This window comes from Subtercola boreus, assembly GCF_003399645.1.
Taxonomy (GTDB): domain Bacteria; phylum Actinomycetota; class Actinomycetes; order Actinomycetales; family Microbacteriaceae; genus Subtercola; species Subtercola boreus_A.
On record NZ_NBXD01000025.1, the window covers coordinates 57,237 to 72,041 of the forward strand.

Consider the following 14,805-nt stretch of genomic DNA (forward strand, 5'->3'; position numbering starts at 1 on the left):
CGAACTCAGCGCTGGTCGGCGCGCGCGAGATGCAGCGCCCAGGCGATCAGCGGGAGCTGCAGGGGCAGACGCACCGCCGCGATACGGCGGGCGGCGGGGTTTCGGGCGTCGCGGAACATCTGAACGTTGGCGGGAAAGACGGCGACGAACAGAGCGGCGGCCGCCAGGGCACCGTGCCGGCGCGTGGTGGGGCTCAGCAGGGCCGTTCCGACGAGCAGCTCGGCTGCGCCCGAGACGTACACCCAGCCGCGCCGCGACCCGGGCAGCTGGGGCGGGATGGCCGCCTCGAAGGTGGCCGGTCGCACGAAGTGGATGACTGTCGATCCGAGCACGAGGGCGGCCAGCGCTGTGACAGAGGGTTTCATCGGCCCAGTCAACCACGCGTGGCCGGTCAGCGACCGAGGGTGGGCTGCAGGGCCTCTGCCGCCGCCTCGTGCACGGCGACGGTGAGGGCGTCGAGGAGCCGCGAGTCGAGGTTCCAGCGCTGCCAGAAGAGCGGCACGTCGGTCGGGTCATCCGGTGCCAGCGTGACAAGAGTCCCCTGTGCCAGGTCGTCGAGGCACTGCCGTTCGGGCAGCATTCCCCAGCCGAGGCCCAGGACGACAGCGCGCGCGAAGTCGGCCGATGTCGGAACGACGTTGCGTGGGCTGTCACGGGCATCCATTCCCCGTCGTTCGAGGAAGCCCCGCTGGAGGCCGTCTTTGTGATCGAAGTCCACAAGCGGGGCCGAAGCCAGCCACGACGACAGGATGCCCGCCCCACCCCAGCGTGCGACGAACGCCGGGCTCGCGACGGCGAAGTAGCGCATCGTGCCGAGCCCGGTCACCGAGCATCCCTGCACCGGCTCGGGAATGCTCGTCACCGCCGCCATCACTGTGCCCGACCTCAGTAGCCCCGCCGTGTACTCCTGGTCGTCGGCATGCACGTCGAAGACCACATCCAGTTGCTGGGCCGCCGACGCGAGCGCTCGGAGGAACCAGGTCGCCAGCGAGTCGGAGTTCACGGCCACCGCCACGGTTGCGCGCCCGGCCCCCGTGCCGGACTGGCCGAGTTCGGCGAGCGCCTCGTTCTCGACGAGCTGCACCTGACGCGCGAGCCGCAGCACCACGTCGCCGGCCGCGGTGGGTCGCACGGGATTGGTGCGCTCGACGAGAATCTGCCCGGCCGCCTGCTCCATCGTCTTGATGCGCTGCGAAACGGCCGATGCGGTCACCTGCAGCCGCGCCGCCGCGCGCTCGAAGGTGCCCTCGTCGGCAAGCACGAGCAGAGTGCCGAGATGATCACGAGCAAATCCTGTCATAAGCAGATCTTAGGTCGCTTGAGAATGTTTAGCTGGTCTTATGACTCGATCGGCTCTACCGTCGAACCGTGCCTCTCTCCCAGACTCTCCTCCCCGCTCTGCTCGGACTGCTGACCGGGCTCTCTCTGATCATCGCGATCGGGGCGCAGAATGCCTTCGTGCTCCGACTCGGCATCGATGGGGAGCGCCGGATGATCGCCCTGGTCGTCTCGATCTGCGCCGTCTCCGATGCGGTGCTGATCACCGCGGGGGCACTGGGCATCGGAGCGCTGATCGAGGCGGCTCCTGTGGCGCTCATCGCGATCCGCATCGTGGGGTCAGGGTTTCTCATCGTGTACGGGCTACTCGCGGCACGGCGGGCCTTCCACCCGGCGGCGCTCGTTCCGGCGGCGCTCCCGCCGGCCGCTCCCCCGCAGGCCGGAACGGCGGCGGGCGGCGCTGGGCGCACCGGCACAAGCACAAGCACCGGCACCGGCACCAGCACCAGCAGCAGCAGCAGCAGCAGCAGCTCCATCACCGATACGCGTACCCACACCAGCTCCAGCACCGCTGCGGCAGCCCTGACCGCCGTCGCCCTGACCTGGCTGAACCCCCACGTCTACCTCGACACCGTCGTCTTCCTCGGCTCTGTCGCGAACCAGCAGGGCCCGGCCGAGCGGTGGTGGTGGGTGGGCGGCGCCATCCTCGCCAGCTTCCTGTGGTTCTTCGGATTGGGCTTCGGTGCGAGGCTGCTCCGCCCGGTGTTCGCCCGGCCCCGCTCGTGGCAGGTGCTCGATGCACTGATCGCCGCCGTGATGCTCGTGCTGGGCATCCGTCTCGCCCTCGGCGGGTGAGCCGGATAGCGTGAGACCATGCAGCCGACCAGCCCCGCACAGTTCGCCGCCACCGAGAGCGGCAGCGTGCCGGGCCTCGAGCAGGTCTGCGACGGTGTCTGGGCGCTCGGGCAGCCGATGCCCAACCCGCAGCTCCCCTATACGCTGAGCTACCTCATCGTCGACTCGCACGATGCTGTGCACATCATCGACCCGGCCTGGAACTCCGAGGAGAACTTCGCCATTCTCGAACGCGCCCTGGTCGAGCTGGGCAGTTCGGTCAGCCGCGTCGCCTCGGCCACAATGACCCACCTCCACCTCGACCACACGGGCCTGGCCGGGCGCCTGCGCTCGGCCTCCGGGGCGAGCATCGGCATCAGCCGTATCGACCACGACACGCTCGAGCGTCAGGCGCATGTTCCGAGCACAATCCACACCGATGACGAGGTTCTCGCCTGGGGCGTGCCCGAGCAGCGGGTCGCCGAACTGCAGGAGAGGTTCATGCCCGACATCGGCACGGTGGAGGTCGGGGCCGATGTGCTGCTCGAACCGGGCGACCAGCTCGACATTCCCGGCCGGCGCATCTCGGTGCTCGCCACACCGGGCCACACTGCCGGGAGCGTGTGTTTCCTCGACAGGGATGCCCGGCTGCTGTTCACGGGCGATCACCTGCTGCCGATGATCTTTCCCGGCATCGGGCTCGGCGGCACGACGGTCGAAAACCCCGTCACGACCTACGTCGACTCGCTCGACGCTCTCGCCCCGTTCGACGGGTGGCAGGTGCTGCCCGGCCACGGATACCGCTTCACCGGGCTCGCCGAACGCCGCGCCGCGTCGGCCGAGCACCACAACCGCCGCACCCGGGAGGCCGCGGCGGTGCTGGGCGGGCATCCGGAGGCGACGACCTACGAGATCGCGTCGCAGCTGCACTGGACGGCCGGGTGGGCCGGCCTCGAAGGGCCCTACCTGCGCTCGGCACTCGCCCAGACCTCCATGCACGCGGATCGCGTGCGGCGCGGGGACTGGGCGGAGTATCTGGCCGCGCACGCAGGCTAGGGCCGCACGGCCGCGCGCGCGGTCAGCTCAGAGGTGTCGCTCGTCGACACCGTTGTAGGCGCTCAGCGGTGTCGCTCGTCGACACCGTTGTAGGCGCTCAGCGGACGGATCAGCGAGTTGGCGGCGAGCTGCTCCATGATGTGGGCCGTCCAGCCCGTTATCCGGGCCGCCACGAACAGCGGCGTGAAGGTCGCGGTGTCGAAGCCCATCAGGTGGTAGGCCGGGCCCGAGGGGTAGTCGAGGTTCGGCTTGATGTTCTTGCCACCCGTCATCGCCCGCTCGAGGCTGTCGTAGAGCTCGGCCAGGTCGGGCCGCCCGTAGTACTCCACCAGGGTGTCGAGTGAGGCCTTCATGGTGGGCACCCGGGAGTCGCCGTTCTTGTAGACCCGGTGACCGAAACCCATGATCTTGCGCTTCTCGGCGAGCGCTGACGCAAGCCAGCTCTCTGTGTTCGACGCGGAGCCGATCTCGTCGAAGATGTGCATCACCGCCTCGTTCGCGCCGCCGTGCAGCGGGCCCTTCAGCGCCCCGATGCCACCGACGACCGCCGAGTAGAGGTCGGAGAGTGTCGACGTGATGACGCGGGCCGTGAAGGTCGAGGCGTTGAAGCTGTGCTCGGCGTAGAGGATGAGGGAGACGTTGAACGCGTCGACGACGACCTTCTCGGGCACCTCGCCGAAGGTGATGTAGAGGAAGTTCTCGGCGTAACTCAGCTCGTCGTTGGGCTCGATGATGTCGAGGCCGTGGCGGCGGCGCTGGTCATAGGCGACGACCGCCGGAATCTGCGCGAAGAGCTGCACCGATTTCGCGAGGTTGGCCTCGACGCTGGAGTCGTCGGCACCCGGGTCGAGGGCACCGATGGCGCTCACTGCGGTTCGCAACACATCCATCGGGTGGGCCCCGGTCGGCAGTACGTCGATGATCTGCTTGATCTCGGGGTCGAGCGAGCGGAACGACCGCTCGACGTTCTGCAGCTCCTCGAGCTGGGCGCTCGTCGGCAGCTCGCCCTGCCAGAGCAGGTACGCGACCTGCTCGAATGAACAGTTCGCCGCGAGCTCCTGCACGGGATAGCCCCGGTACAGCAGCGAGTTGGTCTCTGCGTTGACCTTCGAGACGGCGGTGTGGTCGGCGTAGACGCCCGCGAGGCCCTTGCGGATCTCGGGCTCGGCGGCGGGTAAAGCGGTGGTCGGGGTGGTGTCGCCCATGACAGCTCCTTGGTTTTCTCTGGTGCGCTAGCGCGTGATCTGGAAGGTGAAGACCGACGAGTCGAAGGCGTTGTACGCCTCGTAGTCGAGCAGTTCGTAGAGGTCAGCTCGGTGCTGCATCTCACCGACGACGCTGTTCAGCGACCCTTCGGCGTTCAGCACATCGAGCGCCCGGTCCGCCGCACCCATCGCGAGGCGCAACAGCGAGACCGGGTAGATGACGATGTTGATGCCGACGCTCTCGAGCTGGCTGGTGCTGAACAGCTCACTCTTGCCGAACTCCGTCATGTTCGCCAGCACCGGCACGTCGACGACCGCCCTGATCGCCTCGAACTCGGTCAGGTCGGCCATGGCCTCGGGGAAGATGGCGTCGGCGCCGGCGTCGACCAGAGCGCGTGCCCGGTCCTGGGCGGCTGCGAGGCCCTCGATGGCCCGAACATCGGTGCGCGCCATGATGAGCAGGTTCGGGTCGCGCCGGGCGTCGGCGGCCGCGCGGATGCGCTTGAGCGCGACATCCAGCTCGACCACCTGTTTGCCGTCGAGGTGCCCACAGCGTTTCGGGTTGACCTGGTCTTCGATGTGCAGGCCCGCGACGCCGGCGTCTTCGAGGGTCTGGATGCTGCGGGCCACGTTCATGGGTTCACCGAACCCGGTGTCGGCGTCGACCAGTACGGGCAGGTCGGTCATGCGGGCGATCTGCTGGGTACGACCGGCCACCTCGGTGAGCGTGGTGAGCCCGATGTCGGGCAGCCCCAGGTCGGCGGAGAGCACTGCGCCCGAGACGTAGACGCCCTCGAAGCCCTTGGCCTGGATCATCTTGGCCGAGAGGGGGTTGAACGCACCAGGGAGCCGGTGCAACTTTCCGGTGGCCAGCGATGCGCGGAAGTCGGCGCGCTTGGCGGCCGGGGTCTTGGTGGCGTACAGCATCAGAACAGTCCCTTCGGTGTTTCGACGGAGGCCAGGAGACCGGGCTTCGCGACGATGGTGAGCTGGCGCACTTCGTCGGCGGTCAGCTCGTAGGTGCGCTCGGCGAGCGCGAGGAAGCGCTCGATCTCGGTGTCTTCCAGAACGCCCGCCGCGAGGGTGCGGAACTTGTCGACGTAGTCCGCTCTCTGGAACGGCCTCGCGCCCAGCGGGTGCGCATCCGCCACGGCGATCTCATCGACGATGCGTTCGCCGTTCGCGAGCTCGATCTCGACGCGGCCGCCGAACGCCTTCTCGGTGACGTCGTTGGAATGGTAGCGACGGGTCCACTCCGCGTCTTCGACGGTGGTGACCTTGTTCCAGAGGGCGACCGTGTCTTCGCGTGCGGCCCGGGACGGCAGGTACGACGCTTCGTGGTTCCACGATCCATCCTGCAGCGCGACCGTGAAGATGTAGGGAATCGAGTGGTCGAGCGTCTCGCGCGAGGCGGTGGGGTCGTACTTCTGCGGGTCGCCGGCGCCCGATCCGATCACGAAGTGGGTGTGGTGCGACGTGTGCAGCACGATCCTGGTGACGTTCGCCGGGTCGACGAGTTCCGGATGCTCGGAGTGCAGTCTTCGGGCCAGGTCGATCCACGCCTGAGCCTGGTACTCGGCCGAGTGCTCCTTCGTGTAGCTGTCGAGAATGGCGCGCTTGGGCTCGCCCTTCGCGGGCAGGGAGACCTCGTAGACGCGGCCCGGGCCACCGAGCAGCCAGGCGATCACGCCGTCTTCGCCCTCGTAGATGGGCGTCGGGCTGGTCTCGCCGCGCATCGCCCGGTCGACCGCCTCGACGGCCATCTTGCCGGCGAAGGCCGGGGCGTGCGCCTTCCAACTGGAGATCTCGCCCTTGCGGGACTGGCGGGTGGCCGTGGTCACGTGCAGTGCCTGGCCGACGGCCTGGAAGATGGTCTCGATATCCAGGCTCAGCAGGGTGCCGATGCCGGCGGCGGCACTCGGGCCGAGGTGGGCGACATGGTCGATCTTGAACTCGTGCAGGCTGATGGCCTTGACCAGGTCGATCTGGATCTCGTAACCGGTCGCGATGCCGCGCACGAGGTCGGCGCCGGTCTTTCCGGCGTGCTGGGCGACCGCGAGGATCGGCGGGATGTTGTCGCCCGGGTGCGAGTACTCGGCGGCGAGGAAGGTGTCGTGGAAGTCGAGTTCCCGCACGGCGACGCCGTTCGCCCAGGCGGCCCACTCGGGGCTCGAGGCCTGGTCGGCGGGCAGCCCGAACACGGTGGCGCCCGGGGCGTAGGGGTGCGCCTCGGCCTGCGAGCGCGCAGACACGACGGGCCGGCGGGTGAGGGAGGCTGCGGCGACGCTGGCGTTGTCGATGATGCGGTTGATCACCATGTCGATCACCTCGGGGGTGACCTCGACGGGGTCGGCGGCGACACGGGCGATGCGGTGGGCGAGCTGGTTCTCACGGGGCAGGGGTTCGTCGCTCCTGTGGGTTCGCACGTTCAGGGATTCGACCATGGCGGGTCCTCTCGGGTCAGGGCTGGGGCGGGTCAGGGCTGGGCGGGCGCGGCGGCTTCGACGATCGCGTGGAACGACTTGGCGAGGTGCACGTGCGTGGCGTGGGAGGCGAGCTCGGCGTCGCCGTCGTGGATGGCCTGCACGATCATCCGGTGTTCGGCGGCAGCTTCGAGCAGGCGCTCGGGGTTGTCCTTCGACAGACGCCGCACGCGGGCGAGGTGGATGCGGAGGCCGGCGAGGGCGGCAACGAGATAGGAGCTCTGCACGGCTTCGTCGACGGCCCGGTCGAACTCGCGCACCAGGTCGTAGTAGGCATGGCGGCCGGGATCGTCGGCGCCGAGCAGCGCAGGGGCCTCGCGAAAGCCATCGAGCAGCGCCTTGAAGACCTGCGGATCGCGCCGCGCCGCGGCGAGCCGCGCTGCCTGCTGTTCGAGGGCCTGGCGCAGTTCGAACAGCTCTGCGACGTTCTCGGTCGAGACCGCGGTGACGACGAGCCCGCGGCCGGACTCTGCGCTCAGCAGCCCGTCGGCCTGCAGCCGACCGAGCGCCGCGCGAAGCGGAGTTCGCGAGATACCGAGTCGCGCGGCGGTCTCGACCTCGCCCAGAGTCGTGCCGGGCCCGAGCTGCCAGTCGAGGATCTCGTCGCGGAGGAGCTCGTATGCCCGGTCGCTCGCTCGTGACGCCATTCGCACCTCCACCGCCTCGCTGCCTCGCTGCCCCCTCAAATGTACACAAAGGGCGCCCGATAGTGAAGCCGGGTGCCCCCGAGGGCTCGATCGGAGCGTTTGTGTGTACAAAGCCGGTACAGAGATGCCCGCCGGGTAGCGTGTACCTGTGCGCCCTGTCCCCGCCTCACGCTCGTCGTTCCGAACCAGCCGGTGGTTCAGGCTCGTCTGGATCGTGCCGGCCGTGCTGGTCGGTGCCCTTCTCCTCGTGCTGCTCGCTGTGGCGATCCGTTCCTCCGATGGCGGGCAGCGGTTTCTGGCCTCCTACCCCGGCCAGTCGGTGCTGCCCTCGTTCGTGCCCGTCGGCCTTCCCTGGTGGCTGAACGGGCTGCACGCGACCAACACTTTCTTCCTGCTGCTCATCGTGCGCACCGGCTGGGTGCTGCGGGCGAAGAAGCGGCCAGCCGTGCGCTGGGCGCGGCGCGTCGGGCCGTTCCGGCAGAACGGGGTGCAGAAGATCTCGCTCACCTCGTGGTTCCACCTCACCCTGACCGCCCTCTGGGTGCTGAACGGCATCATCCCGTACGTGCTGCTCTTCGCCACGGGGCAGTGGGCCCGCATCGTCCCGACCTCGTGGGACATCGTTCCGAACGCCGTGTCGGCCGCCCTGCAGTACGCCTCGCTGAACTGGCCCACCGAGAACGGCTGGGTCGACTACAACGCCCTGCAGGTTTTGTCGTACTTCGCGATCACGTTCGTCGCCGCTCCGCTGGCGATCATCACAGGGCTTCGGATGTCGCCGGCCTGGGCCACCCGCATGCGACGGTTCGACACGCGGTTCACCCTCCGCACGGCGCGTTCGCTGCACGTGGCCACCATGTACTTCTTCATCGGCTTCGTGATCGTGCACGTCACGCTGGTGCTCGCGACCGGCGCGCTCCGCAACCTGAACCATATGTACGCCGGGCGCGACGATCAGACGTGGGCGGGGTTCTGGCTCTTCGTGCTGTCGATCCTGGTGATGATCGCCGGGTGGATCGCGGCCCGACCTCCGCTGCTGAAACCGGTCGCCGCACTGACCGGAACCCTGTCGCGGTAAAGTCGTCCCTGTTCGATTCGACACTGCTGACGAAAGCGATCCCCCGTGATCCAGAACTCCCCCACCCGCGGTACCGACGCTGTGATCGTCGCCGGAGCCCGCACTCCCTTCGGCCGGCTCCTCGGCCAGCTCGCCTCGCTCAGTGCGGTGCAGCTCGGCGCGGCGGCCATCCGCGGAGCCCTCGACCGCGCCGGAGTCGATGCGGCCGATGTCGACGTCGTCATCATGGGCCAGGTACTGCAGGCCGGCCAGGGCCAGAACCCGGCACGGCAGAGCGCACTCAGCGCCGGCATCGGCTGGAACGTTCCGGCCGTCACCCTGAACAAGGTCTGCCTGTCGGGGCTCGAAGCCATCATCGACGCGGCGCGCCTCATTCAGACGGGCGAGGCATCCGTCGTTGTCGCGGGCGGGCAGGAGTCGATGACCAACGCTCCACACGTGCTGCCCACCGGGCGAACGGGCCAGAAGTTCGGCAACGTGACCCTCATCGACACCGCCGCCTTCGACGGGTTGACGGATGCCTACGACGGCGAGTCGATGGGCCTCTCGACCGAGAAGGGCAACGGCCGGCTCACGATCGAACGACCCGAACAGGACGCCGTGGCGCTGCAGTCGCACCTGCGGGCGGCGGCAGCGCAGGCCTCCGGGGTCTTCGACGACGAGATCGTGCCGGTGGAGGTACCGAGCCGGCGCGGGGCGCCGACCGTGCTGTCGGTCGACGAGGGCGTGCGCGGCGAATCGACGCTGGAGTCGCTGTCGGCGCTGAGGCCGGCGTTCTCGCCCGAGGGCACCATCACCGCAGGAAACTCCTCGCCGCTGAGCGATGGCGCAGCGGCGGTGGTCGTGACCAGCCGTGCGTACGCCGAAGCGCACGGGCTGACGTGGCTCGCGGTCGTCGGCGCAGCGGGCCAGGTCGCGGGACCCGACAACTCACTGCAGTCGCAGCCGTCGAGGGCCATCGCGGCGGCGCTGGCCCGCTCCGCGCGCCTCGCGGCGGAGCGTGGCGGCCAAGGTTCCGCCACTCCCGACGCCGCCCCGTCAGCCACCGAGGTCACCGACCTCGACTTCATCGAAATCAACGAAGCCTTCGCCGCCGTCAGCGTGCAGTCGATGCGCGACCTCGGAATCGACGACACCACCGTCAACCTGCACGGAGGCGCCATCGCCCTCGGCCACCCCATCGGAGCCTCCGGCGCCCGCATCGCCCTGCACGCCGCCCTCGAACTCTCCCGCCGCGGCACCGGCCACGCGGCCGTCGCCATGTGCGGCGGAGGCGGCCAGGGCGACGCCCTCCTCCTCTCCCTCTGACCCGCACCGACAGCCCGCCGGCGCTCATTCCATCTGTCGCCATCGGCGGAGCCTGCCCGCGGCACGCCTCCGCAGTCGGTCGTGCGGCGTGCCGAGCGGATTGTCGGAGACCATGTAGGTCCACGTCGTGGCCGGGCGCCGGAGGCCGAGGTCGTCCAGCGGACGAAGAAGGCCGCCGACCGCCAGGCCCTCGACGGTCGCGGCTGCAGCATCATGCACGACCTTCCAGAAGTGTTCGAACTCGCCGAGGGCAATTCGGTGGAACTCCTCGAACGGCACGTCACCTGACAACGCCCGAAGGTGGATGCCGTCCCGCAGCTCCGTGAGCCGACCCAGGTGATCCTGCCAAGCGACATCGAAATGGAATACCAGGATGTTCCGCAACGCGGCATCGATCACCGCGAGGTCGAGACCACGAGCGATGGTGTCGAGGTGCTGGGCGGTTCGCTCACGCAACAGCAGAACTTCCCCCTCCCCGGCGGCCAGTCCTTCCCTCCGTCGAAGAACCGCAGCCCGTTGCAGGGAGATCGCGCGGTTGTAGTTCCAGGTGGATTGTTGCCTGTCGAGGTGCACGCCCTCGGCGATGTTCTGGCAGTCGTCGACGATGTCGAGCCGTGACCGGGCATCCATTCTCGCCCCCTTCCGCGCGATCCTGTTCTTCACGAAGACAGGCGCGTTGCGCTGCACGAGGTCGTCTTCGAGGCTGGCGAAGATGACGCTGCTGCCGGGATCGCCCTGGCGACCCGCACGACCACGCAGCTGAGCGTCGAGACGCCGGCTCGCGTACCTGCCCGAAGCAACGACCGCCAGGCCACCGATGGCGGCAACATCGTCATCGACACCGTGTGCGCCCAGCACGATGTCGACGCCCCGTCCAGACATCTGGGTCGAGATGGTCACCGCCCCGCGCCGGCCGGCGGCGGCGATGACGTCGGCCTCATCAGCGTCGTTCCGCGCGTTGAGCACGGCCGCCACGATTCCCCTCTCAGCGAGGCGGGCCGCGAGGTCGTCCGACTCCGCGACGCTCTGTGTTCCGACGAGAATGGGCCGCTGTTCCCGGTGGAGCCGTTGGACCTCATCGAGGAGGGCCTCGTTCGCCTCGTGCCTGCTCAGAGAGACAGGTCGGGATTCATCGATGCGGCGGTTCGGCAGACGACGCTCAATGCGTCCCGTCTGCACGCCGTAGAACTCGTGGAGTTCGGCCGCCACCGCTACGGCCGTGCCTGTCATTCCCGACAGCAGTGGGTAGGAGACCAACAGTTCCTGCACCGTGAGGGTGTCGAGCACGATACCCGACGGGCTCGGCTCGAGCTGTTCCTGCGCTTCGATGGCGGCGTGCAGGCCATCGGGCCAACGCTGCGCGTCGGCGACCCGGCCCCTCGCGGTATTGACCAGCTGAACCGCCCCATCGGTGATCAGATAGTCGACGTCGCGCCGAACCAGATGGGCAGCGTGCAGAGCCAGATTGATCTGGATCAGCAGATCGAGGTTCTCTTCGTCGTGCAGATTGATGCCGCCCAGCGTCGACTCAACGAGGTCGTAACCCGCATCGCTGAGGGCGATGGTGGTGCGTTCGGAGTCGATCTCGACGTGTGTCGCCCCATCGAGGCCTGCGACCAGAGCGGCGGCCTGCTTCGCATAGGTGACTACTGTCGCCGACTCGCCGGCGAGCACAAGTGGGGTCGTTGCCTCGTCGATCATCACCGAGTCCGCCTCGTCGACGATCGCCACATCGAATCGCGGAGACACCCGGCCGTCGGGTGCAGTGGCCAGCCGATCGCGCAGGACATCGAAACCCAGCTCGCTCACCGAGACGTAGACGACGTCACGGGTGTAGGCCTCGCGGCGTGCGGGCATCGAGGAGGCCTGACCGATCCAGCCGACGCTGATTCCGAGCAGGGCATAGAGGCTGGACATCCACCGGGCGTCACGCTCGGCGAGGTAGTCGTTGACGGAGAGGACGTGCACATGGCGCCCGCTCAGAACCTGCACCGATGCGGCGAGCGCTCCAGCGAGGGTCTTGCCCTCTCCGGTATCCATTTCGACAATCAGTCCGGAGACGAGGGCGGCCGCCGCGGCCAGCTGGGTATCGTGGGGTGCGATGCACAGCTGCCGACGGGCCGCCTCAGCTGCCCGGGCGAGAAACTCGACCACATCGGGTTGCGGTTCAAATGCCCGGGCCGCGAGGTCCGCATCCGATGACGACCGGTGCCCCTCAGTCGCGATTCGGGCGGCGATCGCTGTGGTCTGATGACGCTCCATCGACACCCAGCCCGGTCGGCCCAACAGGCTGTTGGCACGGGCGAGCAGCCACGGTCTCATCGGAACATCCGAGTATTCATCATTTCACCCTAGCGCCCGCGGGCGGCGCGGGGAAGCGTATTCGCAAGGGGGTTGAGCAGAGTGGGGCTGTGCGGAACAGTCGGAGCATGAGCGAACAGATCGAACGACCGGGTGCCGCCGCGTGGGTGCCGGCGAGGGCGGATGCGGGCCGGCTGCGGGCGGCAGCAGCCGAGTGCCGGGGCTGCGAACTCTGGCATGACGCGACGCAGGTGGTGTTCTCGGCGGGCCCCGCGTCTGCTCCCCTGATGCTCGTGGGCGAGCAGCCCGGCGACCGTGAGGATCTCGAAGGGCGCCCGTTCGTGGGGCCTGCCGGGCGACTGCTCGCCGACGCAGTGACGGAGGCGGGCATCGACCGCAAATCGCTGTACGTGACGAATGCGGTCAAACACTTCCGCTTCGAAGAGCGGGGGCAGCGGCGCATCCACAAGACGCCGGGCGTGGGCCACGTGGTGGCGTGTCACCCCTGGCTCGAGGCGGAGGTCGCCGCTGTGGCTCCGCAGGTCATCCTGTGCCTGGGTGCGACCGCAGCGCGCTCGGTGCTCGGGCGCCCGGCCTCGGTCACGAAGGAGCGCGGGAGGGTACTCGACGCTCCGGCCGCCCTGGGCCCCGGCGTGAAGGTGCTTGTCACGAATCACCCGTCGGCCGTGCTCAGAATGCGTGGCGAAGCGGGCTTCGACGACGCCCTGGCCGGCCTCGTCGCCGACCTCAGGCTCGCCGCCTCACATGTCGGCGAATAGCCACCGCACCCGCGGGTGCGGGAGTGCTACTTGACCGCTGCCAGCACGTCGTCGAGCAACAGTGATGCCTTCTCGTCGGTGAGCGACTGGGCGAGCGCGAGCTCGGAAACGAGGATCTGCCGGGCCTTCTCGAGCATGCGCTTCTCACCGGCGGAGACGCCCTTGTCTTCGTTGCGGCGCCACAGGTCGCGCACGACCTCGCCCACGCGGTTGACGTCACCCGAGGCCATCTTCTCCTGGTTGGCCTTGTAGCGACGCGACCAGTTGCCCGGCTCCTCGACGAACGGGTTCTGCAGCACGTCGTAGACGGCCTGCACACCGGCGTCGTCGATGACGTCGCGCACGCCGACCAGGTCGATGTTGTCGACCGGGATCTTGATGGTCAGCTCGCTGGTGTGCACGTTCAGCGTGATGAACTGCTTTTCGGTGCCCTTGACGTCACGCGACTCGATGGCCGTGATGGTGACCGCGCCGTGGTGGGGGTAGACGAGTGTCTCGCCGACTTCAATCTTCAATTACTACAGCCTCTGTTCAAAAATAGCTTGCGCAGTGAGCACAGAGTGCTATTGTACTCGACCCCGAGCCCACCTCCGGCCGTCGGCGTCAGAGCCGACCATTCGTGGGCGTGGGCTGGGGCTGCCAGCCGTGCTCGCCGAGCATCCGCCAGACCGTCTTCGTCAGATCGGGGTGCTGCAGGGCGATCTGTCGGAGCACCCGGTATTCCCGGGCACTGGATGCCCGTTGTTCGCCGTTCGCGACGATGGCCTCCGCGCGGAGCAGGTAGACGACGAGCTCATCGACGGTCGGAAGCTGCTCCATGAACTCCCACGGGTCTTCACCGCCCAGCAACCGCTCGTGCACGACGGTCTCGAGTTCCTCGCGAGCCTCGGCGCGCAGAACCTCGAGGCTCGCGCGCTGGCGCGGGAACGCGTGTGCTGAATCGGGGCCGGTTGGCGTCAAGCGAAGATCTCGTCGAAGAAGGCGCGCATCGCCACCCAGGAGCGAGCATTGGCCGTGGCGTCGAACTGGGCGCCGAAGTCGGGTGCATTCGCGTCGGGCATGGTGAACGCGTGCATGGCTCCGCTGTAGCTGACGATCTGCCAGTCGGGCGCCTCAGCGTCTCGCAGTTCGTTCTCGAAAGCGATGACCTGGTCGTCGGGCACGACGGGGTCAGCCGCTCCGGTCAGCACGAGCAGCGGAGCCGTGACGGCACCCTTGCCCGCAGGCGCACCCGAGCCGAGAGCACCGTGGAACGACACTGCGCCCGCCAGGTCTGCCCCCGAGCGAGCGAGCTCGAGCGCTCCGGAGCCACCGAAGCAGTAGCCCATCACGGCAATGCGTTCGGGATCGACGCCCGGTTCGGCGCGCAGGCGCTCGAGGTTCGCGGCGAGGTGAGCACGGAAGAGATCGGTGTCGCCGTAGTACTTGCCCGCCATCGTGGGCGCCACATCCTGGGAGACCTCCTCGCCGCCGCCGTACACGTCACCCGCGAGCGCCACGTAGCCGAGCCGGGCGAGCATCTGGGCACGCACCCGGGCGTGGTTGTTGAGCCCCGACCAGTCGCTGATGATCAGCACGGCGGGGCGGAGAGCATCCGTCGCCGGCTTCGCAACGAAACCCCCGAATTCGACGCCGGCGCCTTCGAAGGTGACGGCCTCGGTTTCGACAGGGCCCGTTTCGGGAACGGAGGCGAGCAGGTCGACGAGCGCGTCGCTGAGCGGGGTGGGGTACGTGACAGTCATTTCTCAAGGGTAAGCACGAACAATGGATGCTCGCTGGATTCTTCGCTCCCCCTTGCGCGTCGCCCCGTGCGGGGTCAGACGGCGGCCAGCGTCA

The 14,805-nt window shown here is 68.5% G+C and carries 15 protein-coding genes; 5 read left to right on the top strand and 10 right to left on the bottom strand.

The annotated features are described in order from the left end of the window. Nucleotides 1-5 precede the first annotated feature (5 nt). Together B7R24_RS13025 and B7R24_RS13030 are read right to left on the bottom strand one after the other, a co-directional pair. Entirely contained in the window at nt 6-365 is a 360-nt protein-coding gene (locus B7R24_RS13025; protein WP_116419402.1) for a DoxX family protein, read from the bottom strand. A gap of 26 nt (nt 366-391) precedes the next feature. Further along, nucleotides 392-1,300 (bottom strand): LysR family transcriptional regulator ArgP, encoded by a 909-nt coding sequence (locus B7R24_RS13030; RefSeq protein WP_116419403.1) that lies wholly within the window; start codon nt 1,298-1,300, stop codon nt 392-394. Between the two features lie 68 nt (nt 1,301-1,368). Here B7R24_RS13030 and B7R24_RS13035 point away from each other — a divergent pair, with 68 nt between their 5' ends. Together B7R24_RS13035 and B7R24_RS13040 are read left to right on the top strand one after the other, a co-directional pair. Then, the gene (locus B7R24_RS13035) at nt 1,369-2,133 is read left to right on the top strand and encodes a LysE/ArgO family amino acid transporter (RefSeq protein WP_172582820.1); all 765 of its coding nucleotides are present in this window, start codon (nt 1,369-1,371) and stop codon (nt 2,131-2,133) included. Nucleotides 2,134-2,151: 18 nt separating this feature from the next. Then, nucleotides 2,152-3,168: an MBL fold metallo-hydrolase gene (locus tag B7R24_RS13040; RefSeq protein WP_116419404.1), complete on the top strand. Its 1,017-nt coding sequence runs from the start codon at nt 2,152-2,154 to the stop codon at nt 3,166-3,168. Between the two features lie 62 nt (nt 3,169-3,230). Here the strand turns inward: B7R24_RS13040 and B7R24_RS13045 are convergent, their stop codons facing one another. From B7R24_RS13045 to B7R24_RS13060, 4 genes are read right to left on the bottom strand one after another with little or no spacing between them, the layout of a single operon-like run. Next, nucleotides 3,231-4,373 (bottom strand): bifunctional 2-methylcitrate synthase/citrate synthase, encoded by a 1,143-nt coding sequence (locus B7R24_RS13045; RefSeq protein ID WP_116419405.1) that lies wholly within the window; start codon nt 4,371-4,373, stop codon nt 3,231-3,233. 27 nt (nt 4,374-4,400) lie between these two features. Next, nucleotides 4,401-5,300 carry a methylisocitrate lyase gene (gene prpB, locus B7R24_RS13050; RefSeq protein ID WP_116419406.1) on the bottom strand — a complete coding sequence of 300 codons (900 nt, stop codon included), beginning with the start codon at nt 5,298-5,300 and terminating at the stop codon, nt 4,401-4,403. Further along, the gene (locus B7R24_RS13055; protein ID WP_116419407.1) at nt 5,300-6,817 is read right to left on the bottom strand and encodes an MmgE/PrpD family protein; all 1,518 of its coding nucleotides are present in this window, start codon (nt 6,815-6,817) and stop codon (nt 5,300-5,302) included. Before B7R24_RS13055 ends, prpB begins: the two co-directional genes overlap by 1 nt. A 32-nt stretch (nt 6,818-6,849) precedes the next feature. Next, the gene (locus B7R24_RS13060) at nt 6,850-7,503 is read right to left on the bottom strand and encodes a GntR family transcriptional regulator (protein WP_116419408.1); all 654 of its coding nucleotides are present in this window, start codon (nt 7,501-7,503) and stop codon (nt 6,850-6,852) included. A gap of 148 nt (nt 7,504-7,651) precedes the next feature. Here B7R24_RS13060 and B7R24_RS13065 point away from each other — a divergent pair, with 148 nt between their 5' ends. Together B7R24_RS13065 and B7R24_RS13070 are read left to right on the top strand one after the other, a co-directional pair. Then, on the top strand, nt 7,652-8,581 hold the full coding sequence (locus B7R24_RS13065) for a cytochrome b/b6 domain-containing protein (protein WP_116419409.1): 930 nt from the start codon (nt 7,652-7,654) through the stop codon (nt 8,579-8,581). A gap of 48 nt (nt 8,582-8,629) precedes the next feature. After that, on the top strand, nt 8,630-9,889 hold the full coding sequence (locus B7R24_RS13070; protein ID WP_116419468.1) for an acetyl-CoA C-acetyltransferase: 1,260 nt from the start codon (nt 8,630-8,632) through the stop codon (nt 9,887-9,889). Between the two features lie 24 nt (nt 9,890-9,913). Here B7R24_RS13070 and secA2 read toward each other — a convergent pair whose 3' ends face one another. Further along, the gene (secA2, locus tag B7R24_RS13075) at nt 9,914-12,211 is read right to left on the bottom strand and encodes an accessory Sec system translocase SecA2 (protein WP_116419410.1); all 2,298 of its coding nucleotides are present in this window, start codon (nt 12,209-12,211) and stop codon (nt 9,914-9,916) included. 59 nt (nt 12,212-12,270) lie between these two features. On the opposite strand from secA2, the gene B7R24_RS13080 reads away from it, so the two are divergent. After that, nucleotides 12,271-12,969 (top strand): UdgX family uracil-DNA binding protein, encoded by a 699-nt coding sequence (locus B7R24_RS13080; protein ID WP_301182489.1) that lies wholly within the window; start codon nt 12,271-12,273, stop codon nt 12,967-12,969. A gap of 26 nt (nt 12,970-12,995) precedes the next feature. Here B7R24_RS13080 and B7R24_RS13085 read toward each other — a convergent pair whose 3' ends face one another. From B7R24_RS13085 to B7R24_RS13095, 3 genes are all read right to left on the bottom strand, one after another. Beyond that, nucleotides 12,996-13,484: a CarD family transcriptional regulator gene (locus B7R24_RS13085; RefSeq protein WP_116419411.1), complete on the bottom strand. Its 489-nt coding sequence runs from the start codon at nt 13,482-13,484 to the stop codon at nt 12,996-12,998. 88 nt (nt 13,485-13,572) lie between these two features. Further along, the gene (locus B7R24_RS13090) at nt 13,573-13,929 is read right to left on the bottom strand and encodes a tryptophan synthase subunit alpha (protein ID WP_116419412.1); all 357 of its coding nucleotides are present in this window, start codon (nt 13,927-13,929) and stop codon (nt 13,573-13,575) included. Continuing rightward, on the bottom strand, nt 13,926-14,711 hold the full coding sequence (locus B7R24_RS13095; protein WP_116419413.1) for a dienelactone hydrolase family protein: 786 nt from the start codon (nt 14,709-14,711) through the stop codon (nt 13,926-13,928). Before B7R24_RS13095 ends, B7R24_RS13090 begins: the two co-directional genes overlap by 4 nt. Nucleotides 14,712-14,805 lie beyond the last annotated feature (94 nt).